The following is a 20,808-nucleotide window of genomic DNA, read 5'->3' on the forward strand; positions in this document are numbered from 1 at the left end:
CCGATTTATTCTTCTTTTTTCTCTGCAGCTTTTTTGGCCATATACAGTCCGCCAGCCACAAGAGACACAACATCCAATCCTACAATAAAATACGTTTCTGTATAGCCTTTTAAATAAGAGGCAAACAGCAATGCAGCTGTTAAAGCGATCGCCACATAATGATTAAAGGTGACTCTAGTAAATAGAACAACAAGCATAAAAGGGAAAAACAATGCAAAAACGGCTTTTGTAATCAACAAAAACCCTCCTCAGGGATTCTTCATCTGATCTGATTATAGTAAAAAATGAAGAATCGGACAATCGTGCATTCGCTCCCTCTACTACACCATACCCCTTTTCAGCCAAAATCAATCACCATATTTGCATTTTGGTACCGGTCAAAACTTATTCCATGGTGCCGCTGTTCTAATCAGCGGCACTTTTTTTATTACATCATCAAGTCCGCCGCCAGATTCCGAGAATAAAAGAAAATAGGCATACAGTACCAGTACGGCCGCATTTTTCATGATAATCTAACTAACTTAACTATTCATTTTATTTAGGACTTTCTGCGTTTGACAGCATTTTCCTGAAAACCTACAATTGAATGATAGTGTTTACTATCATTTTTTAAACACAGGCTCCGCAATAAAAAGACTAGAGAGAAAAACAAAATGAATGAAGAAAAGAGGGGTTTCAAATATGTATTCTGTTTTATTTCGCCATGCAGAAGAGTCCAGCCAGCTGGCTGGAGCAAAAGGAATGAATTTGATTAAATTGACCAAACACGGTCTTCCTGTTCCGGACGGGTTTATTATTCAAACGAATGCGCTCGCACGTTTTATGGAGGACAACCAGCTTCAAGAGACTAGCGAAAACGTCGAAAGCGGGATCATTTCCGGAACATTTTCGGATGAGCTGAAAAATGAGCTGACTAGTTCCTTTTATAAGCTTAGAGAATCATATCGATCCGTAGCCGTGCGTTCTTCGTCTGCCTCGGAAGATTTAGAAGGCGCCTCATTCGCGGGTCAATATGAAACCTACTTAAATATCAAAACAGAGGAAGAGTTTCTGGCTAAAGTGAAAGAATGCTGGGCCTCATTTTTTTCTGGGAGGGTCAGCAGCTATAAGAAAAAAATGAACAATCAAATCGCAGAGCCGTTAATGGGAATAGTCGTTCAGGGGCTGATCGATTCAGAAATGTCAGGTGTTATCTTCAGCCGCAATCCTGTTACCCATGATGATAGAGAGCTTTTAATAAGCGCCAGCTACGGGCTGGGTGAAGCTGTTGTTTCAGGAAGTGTTACCCCAGACACGTTCATTGTTAATAAATCTTCGTTTGAGATTCAGAAAGAAATAGGTGCAAAGGAAATCTACATGGAGTCTGCGGCAGAAGGAATTGCTGAAAAAGAAACGAGTGAAGACATGCGCAGCCGTTTTTGCCTTACAGATGAACAAGTGATTGAATTGGCTGAAATCACAAAAAAAACCGAAGACCTGTACGGATATCCTGTCGATATAGAATTTGGAATTGCTGATCATCAAATATACCTTCTGCAAGCTCGTCCGATTACAACCATTGATCAGGACAAAAAAGCGGCAGAAGAAAAACGCAGCTTCATGATTACCGACACTGATATGAATGATTTCTGGCTTAACATGGAGTCTAATATTGAAGGTCCGGTGAGTCCGTTATTTTCATCCTTCATCGTGCCGGCGTTGGAATATGGCTTGAAGAAGAGCATGCAAAAGTTTCCGATTGGTGTAGTTGTTGATGAAGTAAAACTTTATCGCGGACATATTTATTCCAAAAACCAAGGCGGACAACAGCCTCCTTCTGAAGACTGCGGCAAAGAGCTTTTCCCGATTTTATCGGAGCATATGTATGACATCATTAATCACACATACCTCCCTTTTTACCGGACACTGGACCAGCTCGCACAAACTGAGCATACCGCAGAAAGCGCACTGGATGCTTTTCAAAAACTAAAAGCCTTTTATCTCACGGCTTATGAAGAGCACTTCAATATCGTTTTCCCGCAAATCCTTTTAACAAACAAACTGCAAGCGATGTATCAGGACATTCAAGGAGAGTCCGAAAACGCCCATTTTTACGAGATGCTGACAGGAAAAATGAACAAATCACTGGAAACGGACCGTTGCTTATGGCTATTTTCTGTGGAAGTTCAGGAGAACCCGAACCTTCTGGCCATTTTTGAAAACAACAAGCCTGAACAGCTCCAGGAGAAATTGGAACAAACAGATGAGGGAAGACACTTCCTGAAGAACGTCCATGAATTCTTGCAAGAATACGGATGGAGATCTGTTAAAAGTCATGATCTGATTGAACAAATCTGGGTGGAAAATCCGTATTTCGCTCTGGCCAATATTCAAAATTATGTCCGTAATGGCTATCATTTTGACAATGAATTTCAGAAAACGAAAGAAAAACGAGAGAAATTATACAATGAATTCTTGGAAAGCATAGAAGATCCCGGTTTGCGCACCGAATTTGACCGCTATTATCAATGGACACTGAACTCTGCAAATATAAAAGATGATCACCACTTTTATATTGACGCCATGCTGGATGCCAAGGCGAGAATCTTTCTGCTGAAGATAGGTGAATTGCTGGCGGAAAACGGTGTCATTCAAGATCGTGAGGACCTTTGGTTCTTATATGATGACGAAGTGGAACAAGCGCTTCTTCACCCTGTATCCCTGCAAGAAAAGGCTGAAAAACGCAGACAGATTTTTCATGAGTATGAGCTGGCCCAAGCCCCTGCCTACCTCGGCACCCCGACAAAAGAACAGCTCAAAGCAGCTGAAGAAATTGTCGGCGCTGTGATAGAGGATGAAAAAAACACAGAGAATCATATTTTTGGCATTGCGGCATCAAGCGGCATTGCGACAGGTCCGGTGAAAATCATTCGGGACGCCAATGAATTTTCTCAATTCGCGCCTGGGGACGTACTCGTTTGCAAGATGACCACACCGCTATGGACCAGCCTGTTTCAAGACGCCAAAGCGATTATTACAGACACAGGCGGCATTTTGTCTCACGCTGCGATTATTGCCCGTGAATACGGCATTCCAGCCGTTCTCGGCACACGCACGGCAACCGAAAGACTGCGAGACGGTGACATCATCACTGTTGACGGAAGCAGCGGCAAAATCACAGTTGTCAGCCGGTCCTGATGCGTCCCCCTCTTTCTTATACAAGCGGGGCGGGTGTATACTTGTCCTGCCAGTATACTCGTGAGGTGAAACGTATTGAGACCGACAAACAAGAGAATCCTTGACGCTGCCATGCAGCTGCTCGTCAAAAAAGGATATCGCGCAACAACTACAAAAGAAATTGCAGAAAAAGCAAATGTAAGTGAAGCGACGATTTTCAGGAACTTTAAAAACAAACAAGGACTAGTTGAGGCTTTGCTTTCTCAGCATTCTTCAAACAGAGGCAGCATTTTGGAACAAACAGAAGGAGATTTGTACAAAGACCTGCTTCATATCGGAACCTGTCTCTTGGAGGAGCTCGAACATAGAAAAGATATCATTAAAATCAGCTTTCGTGAACCGGCCATGTTTCAGGATGTCATTAACCACGTCACTGAATATCCCCAATCTATGAAACAGCTATTGGTTGATTATCTCAAAACGATGGGTGAGAAAGGGGTTATTCAGACAGGAAATGAAGCGGAGAATTCCGACGTGTTCATGTCGATTATCTTCGGTTATTTCATTCACCGTCTCCACTTAGGAGACCGGGTCATATCAATGCCCCAGGAAAAAATGCTGGAGCACAGCACAGCTCTATTTGTCAAAGGAATTTCTGCTGATTAACTCCTTGGCATAATAAAAAGGAGGATCCCAATGAGCTCAAGAAAAGAATGGGCGCTGATCGTCTCGCTATTATTGGGGGCCATTCTGGTTCCCATTAACTCAACGATGATCGCGGTCGCGCTCTCATCTATTTCCCATACGTATAACGAGTCCATCGCAAGCATCACTTGGGTGGTTACCGTTTATTTAATCGTGATGGCAGTCACACAGCCGATTGCAGGAAAGCTCGGTGACATGTACGGCAATAAAACAATGTACTTATGGGGAGTCGGCCTTTTTCTAATCGCATCTCTAGGCTGCGCCCTTTCACCGAGTCTGCTCCTGTTAATTGTCTTTCGGGCATTGCAGGCTGTCGGCGGGGCATTGCTTACGCCAAACAGCATTGCCATTATCCGGCATGTTGTTTCTGAAAAACGCCTACCGAAAGTGTTTGGATTTTTCGGACTGGGCGCGGGACTTGGTGCAGCACTCGGGCCTTTTATCGGCTCTATACTGATTGACAGCTTCAGCTGGCATTCGATTTTTTGGGTCAACATCCCGTTCCTCGCCATTGCTTTATTTACGGCATTAACGATGTTTCCTCAATATAAAGAAAATAAATCTGACGCGCCGCTGGATATCATCGGCTCTCTCTTGCTTGCAGGCAGCATCGTTTCAATTATCCTGCTGACGAAAAATGAGGCTCCGTGGGGATATGCGGTATACAGTGTATTGATACTTCTTTTTGTTCCGCTTTTTTTCAGAAGAGAAAAACGTACCCAGCACCCCATCATTGACTTTGCACTGTTTAAAAGCTCAACCTTTACAAATGCGAATCTATCAGTCTTGTTAAGCAATTTGATGATGTATGCCGTCTTATTGATTATGCCGTTATTTATGACGAACCAATTTGGGCTTAATACATCTAACAGCGGGATGGCGCTTTCTGTATTTTCGATCTTCATGTCAGCCAGCAACTGGGTGGGCGCGCAGCTCCATCACAAATGGGGAGCCAAAAAAATCATTTTTCTTTCATTTGCCATGATGGCTGGTGCGAATCTATTATTTTTGCTGTTAAGCAGCTCGCATTCTGTCTTGTTCCTCATGCTCTCTCTTATCCTTGGCGGGCTCGCTTCCGGAGTCGGTCTGACCAGCATGCAGGTTTCATCCCTTGCCACAGTAGACCCCGGTATGTCAGGAGTGGCATCTGGGATTTTCTCGACCTTCCGTTATTTCGGAAGCATCATTTCATCAGCCTTAATTGGCCTGATTTCGGGATATCACATCCTATTTATGATTCTCTTTGCTGTATCCATCATCGGCGTTTTTGTTTCATTGGGCATCAAATCTGATGAAACCGCACGGATAGAAAAAAACTCAGCGTAACACAAAACAGCCCGGCATCGCATCTTCCTGCGGTGCCGGGCTGCCTTTTATGATCCAGAAGCCGCTGCTTCGTCTTCACGGTCATCCTTTACGAAGAGGATGCCCAATTCATGATGTTCTCCTTCATAAGAAGCTCGCTGGTCAAAACGAATTTCTCCATTCAAACCGATAATCTCAAGCTTCACATATGCACGGTTATGCTGGAGCGCTTCATAGAAATCAGAAACGTTCTTAACCGGTATGCCATTGACTTTCGTAATGATTTCCCCGATTTTCAATTCCAGATCCTCAGCCGGCGTATTGGGGATAATCCCAAGCACCATTAAGCCCTGATCCCTTTTCGAGAAATAAAACGGAGCCGCGTTATCATTCACTCTTTGCTTTATGGACAGAAAAATACGCCCTAACAAAGCAGTACAGACCGCTACACCCGCAAGCGGCGTCCACAGTAAGCTCGCTGCACCGAGAACTGCGACGGCAAGACCGAGAATACAAACGCGTTTCGCTGTGATCCTTATACTCGTTTCAGGCAGCGATCCCTGTACCCTTTGTCCAAATCCGACAAAGTAAGGAATCCATAGAAAATGGAATGAGCCGCCGGGAACAGTAAACACGGGCCACCAGCTAAGGTGCGATTCTAAACCATTACCGGGCACGAGAAGGAACAGCGGCAAAAGCCAAACCCGGTTTGCCAGCTGCTGTCCGATCGGCAAACCACGGCTGCTTACGACAAGTGCCGGTGATGTTCTCACATGCGCAGAACGATAAGCAACCGCTCCTTCAGTGATAATCAGCAAACCTAGAAACACAGCCACAGCCGGCCAAACAACTGCAAATCCTTGCGGAAATCTCTCCAGAAAGGGCTCTGCCTGATATATTTGCAGTCCAAAACCTATCAGCATACTCACACTGACGATATATGCAGCAGACATCCAGTTTGCGCGAAGAGTGAACGCTGCCGCTGCAGTGATAACGGCAATAATCGCAAGTAAACCGAGAGGAATCGATATTCCGAGTCCACCTAAAATAACTGACAAAAGAAGACCTGGAATCAGTCCCTTTGTATATGTAAATTTCAGATCATCATAAATATCTGCTATTCTTGTATGAAAGGTTTTTCGTTCCCGTTTGATTCTTACATAGCCGAAAGCCAGGGTTATGATGATAAAAAACCAGAAAAGCGGGTGTAAGAAGAACAAGCCCGCGCTTTTTAACAGTTCAATTCCCCATTGAACAGACACTATCTCTCACCGCCTCAAGCCAAACATGTTACTCATATTCTATCAAATATTAAATGGCTTGGATATCCTCAGGAGAGTTTATCTCTCTTGCGTCATCCACAGCGTGACATTCGATAGTGAAAAATCCTTTAAATAGTGGTTTACATCCACATCCAATAACCCGCTGATTAGATGCATCGACCTTTTTATATCTGTCAGATTAATTCCTAATCGCTTATGGTTTTTCATTAAGTAGTTAAAATAATGTTTGGCGCATTCCTCATTAATGTCATTTACTGATTCGACATTGGTGTAATTGACCAAATATCTGCTGAACAGCATAAGAAGACTTAGTGCTTTTGTAGCTGAAAATGTTACGTCTTGTGTTCTGTCTTTTAATTGTTCCACTAATTCATAATATTTTTTTTCACGCACAATACTTGCCCTCTTCAATTGTGAACCCCCATTTTCTTTATACAGATAAGCACGGGCCAGTATAAGCAGCAGTACTGGAGTGCTAACAAGCATTCTCGCTAACGTTACTCTTTAAATACCTGTCGTTCAGCTGCCATTAACCTGATTACTGTTCTTTTTAGAACCTTCTTATATTGTATGAAGTAAACAAAGACTAGGCAACTTGCAAAAGTTTCATTTTAAATGCATATTAACTCGTTAGAAAGTCTCTCTCATATATTGATATCGGGTAATAACAGTCCTTTATAAATGTTTATTTGTGAAAATTTTTTTAATTTCTTGTCAAAAACTCATTTTTTATGTGACTTATGATCCATAATCTCTTTAAGCACAAAGAAACAGGAGATGGAATACCATCTCCTTTAATTGACAAATAATGATTTCAATGCTGTTTGAAGCTGCAAATCATTTTTTTCATCTGATTTTTTCTTTTCTATCTGCTGATTTAATGTCTCTGCAGTGCGAGTGTCGATCACACCGGTTTTATTCAGCTTGTTTTGATCCTGAAAAGCCATAACCGCTTTTTGCATGTCTTTGCTGAAATAGCCATCCTCACGTCCCGGATCAAAGCTGAGACCTTTTAACAATACCTGCGCATGCTTGACGTCTTCATTGTTCATGTCCACTTTAAGCGGCTCTTTCAGCTGTAAGGGCCCGGCGGAAAAATAATCGGGCTGCTTAATCGCAATGGTCGGTTCAATCCCTTTCTTATGAATCCAGTTTCCATTTGGCGTCAGCCACTTGTAAAGCGTTAATTTGATGTTGCTGCCGTCCCCCATTGGCACAGCCTGTTGAACCGTTCCCTTTCCAAAAGACGTATCGCCTACAACATCATAATGGCCAGCTTCCTTTAATGCGCCGGCAAGAATTTCTGATGCAGAGGCACTTCCTTTATCCGTAATCACATTGACAGGGTACGCTTTTTTATGGGTCAATGTTGAAAAATAACGTTTTTTATCTCCATTGCGTTCAGCAATCTGAATATACGGCTGGTCCTTTGTAACGAAATGCTTAAGAATTTCTTCCACACTTTGAAGATATCCGCCCGGGTTGCCGCGTACATCAATGACAAGTCCTTCTATTTCTTTTTTCTCAAGCTCCCTCAGCGCTTTTGCAAAATCCTCTGCGGTGTGCTCAGAAAAAGTAGAGATGGCAATATATCCGACAGAATGCCCCTGTACTTTTTTCTCTGATGCAAAAACCGTTTCGAGCGGAATCTCAGCTCTCTTGATCCGGAAAGACAGCTGCTTCTTCGTTCCAGGCCGCTGAATCTTCATTGAAACGCTGGACCCTTTTTTTCCTCTTATTTTTAACACAGCGTGGTTTAAATCCTTGCCGGCCATCGATTCTCCATTGATGCTGATAATTTCATCATTAGGCTTCAACCCGGCTTTTTCTGCTGGCGATTTCTTGAATGGGGAAACAATAATAATTTTGCCGTTTTCCATGCCAACCTCAGCCCCGATGCCTTCAAATGAGGAATCAAGAGAATCAGAAAATTGCTTAGCTGTCTGCTTGTCCATGTAAACAGAATAAGGATCATTTAGCGTAGACAGCATTCCCTGGATGGCTCCCTCGAGCAGCTTTTCTCTATCTACTTTTTCTACGTACTCATTCGAAATTAACTCATACGCTTTTTCGATTTTGTCCATAGCTTTATCCCGTTCAGAGTCAGCTTGTGCCGTCGCGGGAACTGCTGCAGTCTGGGGCTTATCCATCTCAAGCAGGTTGATTCCCGCATATACACCGGCGCCTCCGAACAGCATGCTCCCTGCTGCTATCACAGCCATTATTTTTTGATTCATCCTTTACTCCTCCTGTATGCCAGACTGTCTTTACCAAAACCTAGAGATAGTATATGTAAAGGATGGAGATTTCATGTAATCATAGAAGAAAAAGAAGGCAAATGAAAAGCCGTCCCGAAAACGGAACGGCTTTTTCACTTTATACTCGCAAAAACTTGCGGATGGAAGTCAGACTTCCCCATACTCCAATTACTGCGCCGATTGCAATCAGCACTAGCGAAACTTGGAATACAAATGGATTATAAGGAAGAAGAGAGACAAATGATCCTTGAACCTTTGGAACGACCCATCCGATGACGTATTGGTAAGTGCTCAGCACCAGTGCAATCGGAATCACAGAACCGAATACGCCTAGCAGCAATCCTTCAAGGAAAAACGGCCAGCGGATAAACCAGTTTGTCGCACCGACAAGTTTCATGATTTCAATTTCTTTTCTTCTTGCGAAAATTGTAATTTTAATGGTGTTGGAAATTAAGAACATCGCCGTAAATACCAGGCCGATAATTAACGCAATTCCGATGTTGCGGGAAACGCCGACCACTTTAAACAAACGGCTGACCTCTTCTTTTCCATAAGTGACTTTATAAACATGATCCATTTTTTCGATCTTTTTCGCCACGTTCGGCGTATCATGCGGATCTGTCGTTTTGACGACAAACGCATCATTAAGCGGGTTTTCCTGATCCTTCATTGTCAGGGATTTTCCGCTGTCACCAAAACTGTCAACCAGCTGGTCAAGCTCTTTTTCTTTAGATGAAAAAGTGACACTCTGAATGCCCTTCAGTTCCTTAATATCGTTCTGAAGCTTGTCCTGTGCCTTCTGATCTGCAGTCAGATCAACCAGCACTTTGATTTCGACTTGTTTTTCTGCATTCGTGGCCATGTTATTCAAATTCAGCATAATCACTAAAAACACGCCGACTAAAATCAGCGTAACGGTTACAGCACTAATGGATGCAAATGTCATCCACGTGTTTCTCCCGAGAGATTTAAAACTCTCACGCAAGTGGCGCCCGAGAATTTTAATCATATGAACCATACTCCCCTCTTGACTCATCACGCACAATGATACCATCTTCGATTGCAATGACACGTTTCTTCATGGTGTTTACGATTTCTTTATTATGTGTCGCCATCACGACTGTTGTCCCGCGGTTGTTAATTTCCTCCAGCGTCTTCATGACTTCCCAAGACGTATCCGGATCAAGGTTTCCTGTCGGTTCATCAGCAATGACAACATCAGGGTTGTTCACAATTGATCTTGCAATAGATACACGCTGCTGCTCCCCGCCTGAAAGCTGGTCAGGAAATTGTCGCGCTTTATGCTTCAGCTGCACAAGATCAAGCACTTCAAGCACCCGTTTCTTAATGACAGATGGCTGTTCTCCAATCACTTCAAGGGCAAATGCCACATTTTCAAAAACAGTAAGTTTCGGAAGAAGCTTGAAATCTTGAAAGACAACGCCTATTTTTCGGCGCACGAAAGGAATCTCTTTTTCTTTAATTGTCGCGAGATCTTTATGATTGATTAAAATTTGTCCTTTTGTCGGTTTTTCTTCTCTGTAAATCATTTTAATAAAAGTAGATTTACCTGCTCCGCTCGGACCAACAACATACACAAACTCGCCGGGATGAATGGTAACAGAAATCCCATTGAGCGCTTTTACGCCGTTCGGATAGGCTTTATATACTTCCTTCATCTCTATCATGAAATCACCTAATCTTTTTATATCATTTTATCTATCACACGGTCATACTCTTCGAATGCATTCGACAATTTATGACCCATTCATTTGTAAAAAGATGAAAAATCTGAAAGTTCCCTTTTTCAATACACTTCATTATACGTCAAATTTAGACATAATACTATTACAGTTTCTTTTCATTCATATTGTCAAGGCATAAAAACATCCTTGCCGGCACTCGGCAAGGATGTTTTTATCTTACTTTTTTTCTGACAGCCATTTGGCAATAACAGCGGCTTCGTTATCATCTACAAGCCCCTTTGGCATATTGCCGCGGCCGTTTTTAATAATGCTTTCAATTTTGTGTTCATCGTATTTGCCTCCGACCTCTTGGAGATTAGGCCCTGACACACCTTCTAAATCCTTGCCGTGGCAGCCTACGCAGCTTTGCTGATATAATTCTTCCCCTTCAGATGCAGTGGCTTCCGTCTTGCTGCCAGTGTCTGTCTTCTCTTCTTTTGCATCGTTTGATCCGCAGGCAGCCAACAGAACAGAAAGCGCAAATCCAATCATTAGTATCGATAACTTTGATTTCATGTTGAGAAGCACAACTCCTTTACGATCTCTTCCATATTATAACCTCGTTTAAGCGCGTTTGAAACCCTCGCCCAGCACCTCGCTCGCGTCTGCTACAATTACAAAAGCTGACTCATCAATCTGTTTGACGATTTGTTTCAATTTGGTGAATTCAGTTTGCCCAACCACGCACATTAAAATCGGACGGTCATCGTCAGTATATCCGCCGACTGCAGAAATTTTTGTCACGCCTCTGTCAATCTTCTGTAAGACAGCCTCCTTGACAGCCTGCTCCTGCTTTGTAATGATGAGCGCCATTTTTGAACGATTAAAGCCGACTTGCACAACATCAATGGTTTTGCTGGACACATAGACGCCAAGCATGGCATATAAGCCTTGCTCAATATTAAATACAATCATAGCCGTAACAACGATCATTCCGTCAATGATGGCGAGACACTTCCCCAATGACAGACCGGAGTACTTATGAATGATCTGTGCAGCCAAGGCTGTTCCTCCCGTCGATCCTTTCCCTAAGTACACAATACCAATTCCGATACCTATCCCGACACCGCCAAAAATCGCCGCCAGGAGTTCATGATGAGTGGCAGGCTGAATATCCCTTGTCAGAAACACTACTAGCGGCAAAAACACAGAACCTGCAAGCGTCTTTAGCCCAAATTTCCCACCGAGCAAAATGACGCCAGCAATAAATAAAGGGATATTAATAATCCACTGTACATACGCTGCTTCAAAACCATATGATTGTAAAATCGTACTGATCCCGCTGACACCGCCGGCGGCAATCTTGTTCGGAAGCAAAAATACATTAAAGGACACGGCCGTAATCGCTGCTCCTAACAATATGTATACATAATCCCGCAAAATCCACAATGTTTTATTCCGTACGTCCATCATATATCCTCCGTTTCTTCCAATGCTCTCCGATAGCATTTTAATCCTTCCCTGATTAGATGTAAATAACACCCAAATACAGTGGTAATATGCTAAAGCAGCAGTGAAATCAAGGATATAAGGAATAAAAAAAACACACCCGTATGCATCAGGTGTGTTTTTCAGCTTATGAAAGCTTAGAACGCAGGTATGCATCAATAAACGTATCAATGTCACCATCCATTACAGCTTGAACGTTCCCCATTTCTGTATTAGTCCGATGATCTTTTACCATGGAATACGGATGGAATACATAAGAACGGATTTGGCTGCCCCAGCCGATTTCTTTTTGTTCACCGCGAATTTCATCCAGCTCTGCCTGCTGCTCTTCAATTCTGCGCTGATACAGCTTGGCCTTCAGCATTTTCATGGCTCTTTCACGGTTTTTAATTTGTGAGCGCTCCGTTTGGCATGTCACAACTACGTTCGTCGGCAAGTGAGTAATCCGAACGGCTGAATCCGTCGTATTGACGTGCTGTCCGCCCGCGCCGCTTGCACGGTACGTGTCAACTTTAATATCCTCCGTACGAATATCAATATCAATTTCATCGTTAAATTCAGGCATGACTTCACATGAAACGAAAGATGTGTGGCGGCGGCCTGATGAATCAAATGGTGAGATCCGCACAAGACGATGGACACCTTTTTCTGCTTTGAGATACCCGTAAGCGTTGTGTCCTTTGATGAGCAATGTCACTGATTTGATTCCCGCCTCATCACCTGGAAGGTAATCGAGAGTTTCTACTTTAAAGCCGCGGCGCTCTCCCCATCTTGTATACATTCTAAGAAGCATAGAGCCCCAGTCCTGTGACTCTGTACCGCCAGCACCAGGGTGCAGTTCTAAAATCGCGTTATTTTTATCATACGGCTCGCTGAGAAGAAGCTGAAGCTCAAACTCATTGAACTCTTTTGTTAATGATTTTAGTTCTTTTTCAAGCTCAAGCTGGAGATCAGTGTCCGGCTCTTCTTTCAAAAGATCATGAGTCATTTGCAATTCTTCGTGGGATTCATTCAATTTTTTATACGAATTGACATAATCCTTTAAACCGTTTGCTTCATTTATAACCGTTTGAGCTTTTTGCTGATCATTCCAGAATTCCGGATCAGCCATTTGTTCATCTAGCTCAGCAATGCGGGCCTCCTTTGATTCGAGGTCAAAGAGACCCCCTAAAGTCCGCTAAACGAGAAGCCATATTTTCGAGCTCTGCTCTGATTTCTGATAATTCCATTTCATTCACCTCATTAAAAGATCCGCAGGCGCCTGCAGGCGCCGCGGTCAGTAAACTTGCCGGGGCGAACTATTCAGTACGGCCGCAGCAATTTTTATATTTTTTCCCGCTTCCGCAGTGGCATGGGGCATTTCGGCCGATATCAACCACTTTGCGAACCGGTGCTTTCTTTGCTTTTTTGTTATCGTCGCCTTCTTGCGGCTGATGAGCTGTTGTTTGGCCTTGTACTACCTCTTCTCGCTCCAGATTGTTTTCAATCTCAGCTTTCATCACAAATTTTGCGACTTCGTCCTCAATTGATTCAATCATATGCTCAAACATCGCAAAACCTTCCATTTGATACTCACGAAGCGGGTTCGTCTGCGCGTAAGCACGAAGGTGAATCCCTTGGCGGAGCTGATCCATCGCATCAATATGATCCATCCATTTAGAATCAACGGCACGAAGAACGATAACTTTTTCGAATTCGCGCATTTGCTCTTTGCCGAATTGCTCTTCCTTCTCATTATATTTTGTGATGATGCGATCCATAATGAGCTCAAGCATTTCATCCGGTTCTTTGCCGAAGATATCGCTCTTCTCAAGCGCACCTTCATCAAGATAAGTTGTGTTGATAAGATCAACTAGACCGTCAAGCTTCCACTCCTCAGGAAGCTCTTCTCTTGGCGTATAGGCTGCAATTGCGCGTTCGAGAGAAGACTTGATCATATTTTCAACGATTTCACGCAGGTTTTCAGAGTCAATGACTTCAAAGCGCTGCTTATAAATGACCTCACGCTGCTGGCGGAGAACATCATCATATTGCAGAAGCTGTTTACGCGAATCGAAGTTATTGCCTTCGACGCGTTTTTGAGACGATTCAACCGCGCGAGATACCATTTTGCTTTGGATTGGAGTAGAGTCGTCCATGCCGAAGCGGTCCAGCATCGCCATTGTCCGCTCAGCTCCGAATCTGCGCATCAATTCATCTTCCATAGAAAGATAAAATTGAGTGATCCCCGGGTCTCCCTGACGTCCGGAACGACCTCGAAGCTGATTGTCAATCCGGCGTGATTCATGTCGTTCTGTTCCGACTACAGCGAGTCCGCCAAGCTCTTTTACACCTTCGCCAAGCTTAATGTCCGTTCCGCGCCCCGCCATGTTAGTCGCAATCGTAACTGCGCCTTTTTGGCCGGCCTCTTCAATGATCTGCGCTTCACGTTCATGGTTTTTGGCATTTAACACTTGATGCGGAATTCCTTTGTTTTTAAGCAGCTTAGAAATCAATTCAGATGTTTCAACGGCAACCGTACCGACTAGAACAGGCTGTCCCGTCATGTAACGCTGTGCGACATCCTCCGCAACTGCCTTAAACTTTCCTTCCATCGTGCGGTAAATTAAATCCGGACGGTCATCACGGACAACAGGCCTGTTGGTAGGGATCGTGACAACCTGCATGTTGTAGATGTTGCGGAATTCTTCTTCCTCTGTCTTAGCTGTACCCGTCATACCGGCAAGTTTTTCGTACATTCGGAAGTAGTTTTGGAACGTAATCGTCGCCAAGGTCATGCTTTCGTTTTGAATCTCAAGCCCTTCCTTTGCTTCAATCGCTTGGTGAAGCCCCTCACTGTAGCGGCGGCCTTTCATCAGACGTCCCGTGAAGGAATCAACAATAACAACCTGTCCGTCTTCCACTACATAGTCAACGTCCTTTTGCATCGCAACGTGAGCTTTTAAGGCTTGGTTGATATGGTGGTTGAGCGCGACATGCTTCACATCAAAGAGGTTATCGATGCCGAACGCTTTTTCCGCCTTCGTCATTCCTTCTTCAGTAAGCTGTACAGCTTTTGTTTTGATATCGTACGTGTAATCCTTCTCCGCTTTTAACGTACGGACAAAAGCATTTGCCTGTACGTACAGCTTAGTGGATTTTGCAGCTTGTCCAGAAATGATAAGCGGTGTTCTCGCTTCATCAATTAAAATAGAGTCAACTTCATCAATTACCGCAAAATGAAGCGGGCGCTGAACCATCTGCTCTTTATAAAGAACCATATTGTCACGCAAATAGTCGAAGCCAAGCTCGTTATTTGTGGAGTAAGTAATATCAGCGGCATAAGCTTCCCGTTTTTCGTCTTTTGACATTGAGTTTAAATTCAAGCCGACAGTCAAACCGAGAAACTCAAAAATTTTCCCCATTTGCTCAGCGTCACGGCTTGCCAAGTATTCGTTGACAGTCACGACGTGTACGCCTTTACCTGTTAACGCATTTAAATAAACAGGCAGGGTAGACGTTAATGTTTTCCCTTCCCCTGTTTTCATTTCCGCGATATTTCCGTCATGAAGCGCCACGCCCCCCATGAGCTGGACTTTAAACGGAAACATGCCTGTTACGCGGCGTGAAGCTTCTCGAACAACAGCGAAAGCTTCAACAAGAAGATCATCCGTTGTCGCCCCTTTTTCAAGACGCTCTTTAAATTCAATTGTTTTATGTTTCAACGCGTCGTCAGAGAGATTTTCATAGTCTCCGCGAATCGCATCAATATCGTTAGCAATTTTTTCGTATCTATTCAGCGTACGTTTTGTTGGATCAAACATTTTATTTAAAATTCCAAGCATTTATAACGCTCCTCTATCATCACATGCCTATTTTAAAGGCATGTATAAATAATTTACTAGTCCATGTATACCTCTCATTATCATATCATACCTTTTGTTATTTCCAAAGAATTTGCAAATAAGAAAAACAAAAACCTTCCGCGGACATCACGGAAGGCTTCTCTTCATTATTCAGTCGGTTCAATTAAGCCATATTTCCCGTCATTTCTGCGGTACACGACATTTGTAAGGTTTGTTTCCGCATTTGTGAAAACAAAGAAATTATGGCCGAGCATATTCATTTGCAAGATCGCTTCTTCACTATCCATCGGCTTTAAATTAAAGCGTTTCTGACGGACAATGTCCAAGCTCTCCTCCTCTTCTATGTCATCCTGAACCGCAATATCTGTATCAGAGCCAAGGCCGTTTGCCAATAAATATTTTGGAGAGCCCTGCTCACGGAATTTACGGTTTACTTTCGTTTTATGCTTACGGATTTGACGTTCCAGTTTGTTTGTTGCGAGATCAATTGCGTTGTACATATCCTCGTTATGCACCTCGGACCGAAGCGCCAGATCTGTCATCGGAATCGTAACCTCAACCTTAGACTCCTTGTCATTGTAAAACTTCAAGTTGACGTTCACATCGGCATCCACGCTATGGTCAAAATAGCGCTCCAGCTTGCCGATCTTCCTCTCGACATGATCCTTTAACGCGGGTGTCACTTCAATATTTTCTCCTCTGATGTTATAGTTCATCAAAGAACGCCTCCCTTTTATTAAGGATATGTATCTATTTCTCTTTTACCCTTTACAATTCCTGCTGAAACATAAATCTTTTGTGAAAATTCAGTGAACTTTGTCGAATTTTGTTTGTATTTGCTCTGTTATTGGCGGTTCGGAGGTATATGTATATGCTGATTGAACGAAACAAATACCTCAAACACGCCTAATTGATTAAAAAGGGTTCCATACATTGATGAATAGACAGCATCCATTTTCTATAATGAATCAGAAAATATTCCTTTAAATACTCACAGAACTCATGAGAGGGAAAAGAGAAAGAGACCAATTGATCAAACTCCGCAAAAATTTGGTCAAATGCTTTCACACAAATTTCAGCACACCGTGAATCCATAATGAAGAGAAGTGTTGAATGTGTTGAATCCAAATAAAAAAAGGCTTGGATCAGATCTTGGTAGATCCGATCCCCTTCTGTTTTTGATAAATTCTCTTCAGCCTCTATCAAATAACACAACCCTTCTTCAATGGTAAAAAGAAGATGATAATAAGCTGATAAAAGCGTATAATCTTCAATGCTCTTCAAGGCACTCACCTATTTACGCTTGTCATAATATGTGCCGTCAATCGTAATGTTGTTATAAGGATTTAAATACGTCGTATGCATCACACGTTTTCTTTTCATCTGCTGAAGTTCTGCTGCGATTGACTGCTTCAGTCGTTCCATTTCCTTCACAATAAGCTGATCCCATGTCAGCACAAGATTCATCTGCTTTCGCTCTTCTTCTGAAAGCGGCAGAGATATCTCCTGAATCAGTTCAGACCGTTTAGCCACAAAGTCTTCAATTTGTTTTAAAAGCTCATCGCTTTCCGGCGTATTTTGTATGTGTGACAACATACTCTTCGTCTCAGTGTATAGTTGATCTATGTTATTCATGCGATCCCGCCTGATCCGTGCCGGTCCTTCCGCTCACTTTGAATGGCCTGTTTCCAAGCATCGCGAAAATCTGTTACATAGCCTTCAACCTCAGCCAGCATGCCCGTATCATTTTTGATATTTGCCTGTACCAATCTTCGATACATATAATCGTACATCGCACCCATGGAAGCGGAAAGCTCTATGTTACGGTTAAGTGTAAAATTTAATTCCTGAATAATATTTTGCGCTTTAATCAGATTCTCATTTTTACGTTCCATATCATCATTCTCGATGGCCTGAGAGGCAAGTCTTATAAATTTCAAACAGCCATTATACAGCATAAGCGTCAGTTCACCGGGTGTAGCCGTATTCACTGAATTTTGCTGATAGGCTGTATAAGGATTTTGGATCGCCATGTGTCATCCTCCAAATTACATTTATTGTACAAGAAGCTGTGATAAATAGGACGCTTGTTCGTTCATTTTTTGAATCGCAGAATCCATTGCACTGAATTTTGTATAATAGCGGTTTTCTATTGTGGTCAACCGGTCCTGCATTTTGGTAATATCTGTGCTGATCGTGTTTAAATTTTTACCGATTGAATAATCATTGGTTCCCATTGTCGAGTTGCCGGCTTTTGCTTCAATGCTCTTCACCGTACTTTTCAGGGTGTCACCGATGCGTTTCATAATCCCTTTATCACTATAGGCGCTGCTGTTCGACCCACTTGTAAATAAAGCGGCAACGCTTTGCGGATCTTCTTGTATTTTGGCTTTCAGTTTGTCTTCATTAATCTCTAAATGCCCCCGCATTTGGTAAGCACTTGAGGTTGTTATGCCGAATTCTGTCAATTGATAGGTTTTCCCATCCGCATTAACTTGAGTATAAAAGTCAGTCCGCATTTGGTTCGTGCCGGTGCTGATGCTGGAATCATTTCTAAGCAATCCGCTTTTCGCCTTCTCCTCCCAGAGCTCTACCTCTTTATCGGACATGGCTTCTTTTTGTTCACTTGTCAACGGAGTATAGTCTCGGTATTTTTCTTCTTTCAGCTTTTCATTCAGGCTGTCAACCATTTCATTGTATTTATCTACAAACTCTTTGATTTGGTTATAAATCCCGTCAACATCAGTAGAAACAGATGTGGTAACAGGGCCTGTGGCTGCTGTTGTATTTTTAATCGAGTAAGTAACACCATTCACCGTGAAATTGTTTGTCAGCTTCTCCATTTCAAAGCCGTTGATTGTGACTTTGGCATTTGTGCCTTCTTTGTAAGCAGTGAGCTTATTATCAGCATCCAAAGAAAAACCAAGCTGACCGGACATAAAGTCAGCTGTAGCAGAGTCTGCTGCCTGTATACTGCCCCCTGCACCTGTTGCTTTAGAAGAAAACGCAATTGTTTCTACGTACTCTGTACCATTCCAAATTTTATCTTTAAAAGCTGATACTCCAAGATCTGAGCTGTTAAGTTTAGAAATCACATTATCAATCGTATCGGCGCTCGTCACACTAATGTTCACTGTTTTTGCCGTTGTTTCGCCAGGCGCAACAACGTTAAATGCCAAATTGTAATCGCCTTGAGTGTATCCCGTATAATTGTTTGCCTTATACGTTGCTGCGGTTGCCAAGCTCGCCACTTCAACAGTAGAAGAAGAGTTTGGTGCACTTGCGCTTCCTGTAGCAGTTAACACAGACTCATTAGAGCTTGTCACAGTTTTGCTCTGATACGTGCTAGGATATGTCAACGTATTTTTAGACATATAATCTTGCAATTCTTTTATTTTTGTATTGACTTCACGATAGCTGTCACGCTGCCATTCAAGAGTCTGCTTTTTTTGCTTCAGCTTATCAAGCGGGGCTCTTTCTGTCTGCATCAGCTTTGATACAATATCATCTATATCCATTCCTGACGCCAAACCTGTTATTCTTGTGACCATCTCAAACCACTCCTATTCTACTTTTTTTCATCTACAAATAACCCAAGAAATTCAGTCATAGCCGCATAAAAATCAAGCCACCGTTTTGGTGGAATTTCGCGGATCACTTCATTTGTAGAGTCCTCTATTACCTTTACATAGTATTCATTTAACTTGTCATGAAGCTCGAACTTCAGATGAACTTGCGAAGGTTCCAAAAGCTTGTTCATTTCCCCCACCATTTCAGCAAGATTGGTATCTGAAACTTGATGAACAGGAACCTCGTTATCATTATCTTTCTGATTATGTATTTGAGTATCATAACGATCCCAAACAGGTTGTAACGTAGTGAGCCTTTCAATGTTCAATTGATCATCCCCTATGCCCCAATCTATCGTTTATATCGACTAAATGGAGATAAGATTACACATATTTTTGGAAAAAAATCTTCTGTTTTAGATTTCTTGTTTGGAAATACATTTATAAAAAGTTAGTGGAGAATCCGGTTATTATATCATGAGTTAGTGACAGCAAGGGGGAAGTATTCGGAGCTAGAAATATTAAATAAAAGACCTTGGCGTTGCCAAGGTCTTTTTTAAAATTAACGTAATAATTGAAGTACGTTTTGCGGCTGTTGGTTTGCTTGAGCCAGCATCGCTTGAGAAGCCTGAGAAAGAATGTTGTTCTTTGTGAACTCGCTCATTTCTTTCGCCATGTCAACGTCACGGATACGAGACTCAGCAGCAGTCAGGTTTTCACCAGAAGCGCTTAAGTTGTTGATTGTGTGCTCAAGACGGTTTTGTACCGCACCTAATTTTGAACGTTGTTTAGAAACTGTGTTGATTGCGTCATCAACTGTTTTAAGTTGAGCATTGAATCCTACAGTAGCAGTGTCAGCTGCATTGTCTTTGAATTTTGTTACATCGATGTCAGATACTGCTTGTCCAGTAATAAGAGTACCTGTAGCAGTGTCTACTGCACCGATATCTTTCGCAGCCATACTTTCGATATTAACAGAAAGCTGTTGACTGCTGTTAGCTCCGATTTGGAATGTTAATGATTTACCGCTAGCTTGCGAGAAATCGCCATTAAGAAGTTTTTTACCGTTAAACTCAGTACGGTCAGAGATACCGTTAGCGTTTGTTCCGCCACCGATTTCTTCAACAAGTGAAGTGATCTCGTCTTGGATCGCTTGAAGGTCAGTACCATCTTGAGTACCTGTGTTTCCTGCTTGAACAACTAGTTCACGAACACGTTGAAGAATAGAGTGAGTTTCAGTCAATGCACCCTCAGCTGTTTGGATAAGAGAGATTCCGTCTTGAGAGTTTTTAGAAGCCATTTCAAGACCTCTGATTTGCCCTCTCATTTTTTCAGAGATCGCAAGACCCGCTGCGTCATCTCCCGCACGGTTGATACGAAGACCTGAAGACAGTTTCTCCATGTTCTTTTGGCTCGCACCGTTGTTTGAAGACAAACGGTTCAGTGTGTTAAGCGCTGCGATATTGTGGTTAATTCTCATTGTTTTGTTCCTC

20 protein-coding genes are annotated in these 20,808 nt (G+C 42.7%); 3 read left to right on the forward strand and 17 right to left on the reverse strand.

The window, feature by feature from the left end:
• Nucleotides 1–5: 5 nt before the first annotated feature.
• Complete coding sequence (locus tag ACFVP7_RS19290; RefSeq protein WP_003228053.1) at nt 6–236, reverse strand: CsbA family protein; 231 nt, start codon at nt 234–236, stop codon at nt 6–8.
• 445 nt (nt 237–681) lie between these two features.
• Between ACFVP7_RS19290 and ACFVP7_RS19295 the strand changes: the two genes are divergently transcribed.
• The 3 genes from ACFVP7_RS19295 to ACFVP7_RS19305 all read left to right on the forward strand — a co-directional run bounded on the left by ACFVP7_RS19295 (nt 682) and on the right by ACFVP7_RS19305 (nt 5,187).
• Nucleotides 682–3,177, forward strand: coding sequence for a PEP/pyruvate-binding domain-containing protein (locus tag ACFVP7_RS19295; RefSeq protein WP_375060269.1), 2,496 nt, complete (start codon nt 682–684; stop codon nt 3,175–3,177).
• Nucleotides 3,178–3,252: 75 nt separating this feature from the next.
• On the forward strand, nt 3,253–3,822 hold the full coding sequence (locus tag ACFVP7_RS19300) for a TetR/AcrR family transcriptional regulator (protein WP_017695297.1): 570 nt from the start codon (nt 3,253–3,255) through the stop codon (nt 3,820–3,822).
• A gap of 30 nt (nt 3,823–3,852) precedes the next feature.
• Nucleotides 3,853–5,187 carry an MFS transporter gene (locus tag ACFVP7_RS19305; protein WP_029725985.1) on the forward strand — a complete coding sequence of 445 codons (1,335 nt, stop codon included), beginning with the start codon at nt 3,853–3,855 and terminating at the stop codon, nt 5,185–5,187.
• Nucleotides 5,188–5,234: 47 nt separating this feature from the next.
• On the opposite strand, the gene minJ is transcribed toward ACFVP7_RS19305, so the two are convergent.
• The 16 genes from minJ to hag form a co-directional block, all read right to left on the reverse strand.
• A complete protein-coding gene (gene minJ / locus ACFVP7_RS19310) occupies nt 5,235–6,428 on the reverse strand; it encodes a cell division topological determinant MinJ (RefSeq protein WP_134154562.1) in 1,194 nt (397 codons plus the stop codon).
• Between the two features lie 78 nt (nt 6,429–6,506).
• Nucleotides 6,507–6,860, reverse strand: a complete 354-nt coding sequence (swrA, locus tag ACFVP7_RS19315) for a swarming motility protein SwrAA (RefSeq protein WP_015251121.1) — start codon at nt 6,858–6,860, stop codon at nt 6,507–6,509.
• Nucleotides 6,861–7,243: 383 nt separating this feature from the next.
• A complete protein-coding gene (gene ctpB / locus ACFVP7_RS19320; RefSeq protein WP_338731139.1) occupies nt 7,244–8,686 on the reverse strand; it encodes a carboxy-terminal processing protease CtpB in 1,443 nt (480 codons plus the stop codon).
• A gap of 139 nt (nt 8,687–8,825) precedes the next feature.
• Nucleotides 8,826–9,716 carry a permease-like cell division protein FtsX gene (ftsX, locus tag ACFVP7_RS19325; protein ID WP_015251119.1) on the reverse strand — a complete coding sequence of 297 codons (891 nt, stop codon included), beginning with the start codon at nt 9,714–9,716 and terminating at the stop codon, nt 8,826–8,828.
• Nucleotides 9,709–10,395 carry a cell division ATP-binding protein FtsE gene (ftsE, locus tag ACFVP7_RS19330; protein WP_003228039.1) on the reverse strand — a complete coding sequence of 229 codons (687 nt, stop codon included), beginning with the start codon at nt 10,393–10,395 and terminating at the stop codon, nt 9,709–9,711. The genes ftsX and ftsE overlap by 8 nt, the downstream gene beginning before the upstream one ends.
• A gap of 234 nt (nt 10,396–10,629) precedes the next feature.
• Entirely contained in the window at nt 10,630–10,968 is a 339-nt protein-coding gene (cccB, locus tag ACFVP7_RS19335) for a cytochrome c551 (protein WP_003242725.1), read from the reverse strand.
• A gap of 48 nt (nt 10,969–11,016) precedes the next feature.
• Nucleotides 11,017–11,862, reverse strand: coding sequence for a YitT family protein (locus ACFVP7_RS19340; protein ID WP_015483762.1), 846 nt, complete (start codon nt 11,860–11,862; stop codon nt 11,017–11,019).
• Between the two features lie 166 nt (nt 11,863–12,028).
• Nucleotides 12,029–13,130 (reverse strand): peptide chain release factor 2 gene (gene prfB / locus ACFVP7_RS19345; RefSeq protein ID WP_010886623.1). Its coding sequence is split into 2 segments (ribosomal slippage): nt 12,029–13,057 and nt 13,059–13,130, totalling 1,101 coding nucleotides; the frame shifts between segments, so codons are not numbered across the junction.
• Between the two features lie 69 nt (nt 13,131–13,199).
• Entirely contained in the window at nt 13,200–15,725 is a 2,526-nt protein-coding gene (secA, locus tag ACFVP7_RS19350; RefSeq protein WP_003228033.1) for a preprotein translocase subunit SecA, read from the reverse strand.
• Nucleotides 15,726–15,892: 167 nt separating this feature from the next.
• Nucleotides 15,893–16,462, reverse strand: coding sequence for a ribosome hibernation promotion factor (gene hpf, locus ACFVP7_RS19355; RefSeq protein WP_003228031.1), 570 nt, complete (start codon nt 16,460–16,462; stop codon nt 15,893–15,895).
• Nucleotides 16,463–16,652: 190 nt separating this feature from the next.
• Nucleotides 16,653–17,030 (reverse strand): hypothetical protein, encoded by a 378-nt coding sequence (locus tag ACFVP7_RS19360; RefSeq protein ID WP_029318318.1) that lies wholly within the window; start codon nt 17,028–17,030, stop codon nt 16,653–16,655.
• A gap of 9 nt (nt 17,031–17,039) precedes the next feature.
• Nucleotides 17,040–17,381, reverse strand: a complete 342-nt coding sequence (gene fliT / locus ACFVP7_RS19365; RefSeq protein ID WP_134982979.1) for a flagella biosynthesis regulatory protein FliT — start codon at nt 17,379–17,381, stop codon at nt 17,040–17,042.
• Nucleotides 17,378–17,779 carry a flagellar export chaperone FliS gene (gene fliS, locus ACFVP7_RS19370; protein WP_014481041.1) on the reverse strand — a complete coding sequence of 134 codons (402 nt, stop codon included), beginning with the start codon at nt 17,777–17,779 and terminating at the stop codon, nt 17,378–17,380. Before fliS ends, fliT begins: the two co-directional genes overlap by 4 nt.
• A gap of 21 nt (nt 17,780–17,800) precedes the next feature.
• Nucleotides 17,801–19,297, reverse strand: coding sequence for a flagellar hook-associated protein 2 (locus tag ACFVP7_RS19375; RefSeq protein WP_015714793.1), 1,497 nt, complete (start codon nt 19,295–19,297; stop codon nt 17,801–17,803).
• A 17-nt stretch (nt 19,298–19,314) separates the two neighbouring features.
• Complete coding sequence (gene flaG, locus ACFVP7_RS19380) at nt 19,315–19,644, reverse strand: flagellar protein FlaG (protein ID WP_015714794.1); 330 nt, start codon at nt 19,642–19,644, stop codon at nt 19,315–19,317.
• Nucleotides 19,645–19,877: 233 nt separating this feature from the next.
• Nucleotides 19,878–20,795, reverse strand: coding sequence for a flagellin Hag (hag, locus tag ACFVP7_RS19385; protein ID WP_085185617.1), 918 nt, complete (start codon nt 20,793–20,795; stop codon nt 19,878–19,880).
• Between the last annotated feature and the right edge of the window lie 13 nt (nt 20,796–20,808).

The organism is Bacillus sp. SG20033 (assembly GCF_044570195.1).
GTDB classification, from domain to species: domain Bacteria; phylum Bacillota; class Bacilli; order Bacillales; family Bacillaceae; genus Bacillus; species Bacillus subtilis.